The sequence below is a fragment of the Escherichia sp. 93.0816 genome (assembly GCF_013368855.2).
Classification (GTDB): domain Bacteria; phylum Pseudomonadota; class Gammaproteobacteria; order Enterobacterales; family Enterobacteriaceae; genus Escherichia; species Escherichia ruysiae.
This window is the reverse complement of record NZ_JABWNC020000098.1, coordinates 1-262: the sequence shown is the minus strand read 5'-3', so window position 1 is coordinate 262 and position 262 is coordinate 1. Positions and strand designations below refer to the sequence as shown.

1 protein-coding gene is annotated in these 262 nt (G+C 62.2%); it reads left to right on the top strand.

The annotated features are described in order from the left end of the window. Positions 1-262, top strand: a 262-nt coding sequence (locus tag HEM79_RS22440; protein ID WP_183082735.1) for a tetratricopeptide repeat protein, incomplete at both ends; no start/stop codon positions are given.

The following is a 262-nucleotide window of genomic DNA, read 5'->3' as shown; positions in this document are numbered from 1 at the left end:
CAATAATCCCGACCGGGCAGAACGCCTGTTCCAGCAGGCGCGCAATGTCGATAACGCCGACAGCTATGCAGTGCTGGGGCTGGGCGATGTGGCGATGGCGCGCAAAGATTACCCCGCCGCCGAACGCTATTATCAGCAGACGCTGCGCATGGACAGCGGCAACACCAACGCCGTGCGCGGGCTGGCGAATCTTTATCGCCAGCAGTCGCCGGAAAAAGCCGAAGCGTTTATTGCCTCGCTTTCTGCCAGCCAGCGGCGCAGC